General features: G+C 68.5%; 1 protein-coding gene. It reads left to right on the top strand.

Going from position 1 to position 1,456, the window contains the following annotated elements; translation table 11 throughout:
• Nucleotides 1-39: 39 nt before the first annotated feature.
• On the top strand, nt 40-1,456 hold a 1,417-nt coding region (locus tag AC2CHG_RS31370; RefSeq protein WP_484526205.1), incomplete at its 3' end, for a condensation domain-containing protein.

Raw genomic sequence — 1,456 nt, 5'->3', positions numbered from 1 at the left:
CGGGCTGCGGGTTTGTGGTTGTCGTCGCGGGATTTGTTCGTGCGGCAGAGTGTGGCGGCGTTGGCGGCGGGTCTGGAATCGGGGGAGATCGGCCGGCCGGGCCCGGTGCAGCAACGGCCGGTGGTGGACGGGGTGTGGGAGCTGACCCCGATTCAGCGGTGGTTCTTCGATGTTTTCACCGCTGATCCGTCGCATTACAACATGTCGGTGCTGCTGGAATTGGATCCGCAGGTCGAGGTGCGGCTGCTGCGTGACGTGGTCGACGCGTTGGTGGCGGAGCACGACGCGTTGCGGTGCCGGTTCGTGCGTGGTGAGGACGGCGGCTGGCGGGCTTCCTGCGCGCCGGTGCAGGACATGTCGGCGGTGTTCGACGTGGTCGAGATCCCGGCGGACGAACAGCAGGCCGAGCGGGTCATGCAGGAACAGGCGCGGCGGGTGCAGGCGTCGTTGCGGTTGGACACCGGTCCGCTGCTGCGGGCGGTGGTGTTCCGGGGTGGTTCACAGCCGCCGCGGTTGCTGCTGACGGTGCATCACCTAGTGGTCGACGGCGTGTCCTGGCGGATCCTGTTGTCGGATCTGCAGACCGGCTATCGCCAGGCGGCGGCGGGTGAGCCGGTGCGGCTGGAAGCGGCGACGTCGTCGTTCCAGTACTGGGCGCAGCGTCTGGCCGGGCATGTGGCCGCAGGCGCGCTGGACGCGGAACTGGAGTACTGGTCGCAGGTATCGGCGGCGGACCCGCGGTTGCCGGTGGACACGCAGGCGCCGAACACTGCCGGCGCGGTGCGTGAGGTGTCGGTGCGGCTGGACGCACGACGGACCGACCTGCTGCTGCGCCGGGTGCCGGCGGTGTATCGGACGCAGATCAACGACGTGCTCGTAGCCGCGCTGGGCCGGGTGCTCGCCCGATGGACCGGCCGGAACCGGCTGCTGATCGGAATGGAGGGCCACGGCCGGGAGGAACTGTTCGACGACGTCGACGTGACCCGCACGGTCGGCTGGTTCACCACCCACTTCCCGGTCCCGCTGCACGTACCGGAACAAGGCTCGGCGGCCGAGCCGGACTGGCGGATCCTGATCCGCGCGGTGAAGAGTCAGTTGCGTCAGGTACCCGGCCACGGCCTGGGATACGACGCGTTGCGGTGGCTGTCAGGACCGGACCAACCAGGCACGGTCCTACGCGCCGACGCCCAACCACAGATCAGCTTCAACTACCTGGGCCAGTTCGACACCGCCGGTTCCGGCACCGGCGGACTGATCATCGGACAACAGGCCGGCATCGGCCAGGACCACAGCGAAGCCGGCGAACGACCGTACCTGCTCGACGTCGCCGGCAGCGTCCTCAACGGCCACCTCGACATCGTGTTCGCCTACAACCACCACATCCACCACCCCACCACCATCACCACCCTCGCCCAGACCTACCTGAACACCCTCGAAAACCTCATCGACCACTGCG

The sequence above is a fragment of the Micromonospora sp. ATLC20 genome, from assembly GCF_057196585.1.
Note: the sequence above shows the minus strand (reverse complement) of the source record. Positions and strands in the feature narration are given on the sequence as shown.